Here is a 253-nt window from a genome sequence, read left to right as displayed (position 1 = left end):
GGAAGCCACGGGACGCCGCCACAGTGATCATAGTGACCATGTGAGAGCACGACAGCGGTTAACTGAGACAAGTCTACGCCCATTAATGCGGCATTGTGCCTAAAACTGTCATCAGGCCCGGTATCAAATAATATCGTGGTAGTTTCATCCTGAACTAACAGACTTAATCCAGGTTTTGCCCGTAGGACTTTTTCTGCACCGCGGGCGCGCCTGTTTTCAAGTAACACCGTAAGGGTTAAAGCCATGCCTGACT

General features: G+C 50.2%; 1 protein-coding gene. It reads right to left on the bottom strand.

What is annotated here, in order from left to right:
* On the bottom strand, positions 1 to 245 hold a 245-nt coding region (locus tag FDX22_RS21810; RefSeq protein WP_146717763.1), incomplete at its 3' end, for an MBL fold metallo-hydrolase.
* Positions 246 to 253 lie beyond the last annotated feature (8 nt).

The sequence above is a fragment of the Citrobacter sp. TBCS-14 genome (assembly GCF_005280805.1).
Lineage (GTDB): Bacteria > Pseudomonadota > Gammaproteobacteria > Enterobacterales > Enterobacteriaceae > Citrobacter > Citrobacter gillenii.
The sequence above is the reverse complement of the archived record's forward strand: the minus strand, read 5'-3'. Positions and strand labels throughout refer to the sequence as shown.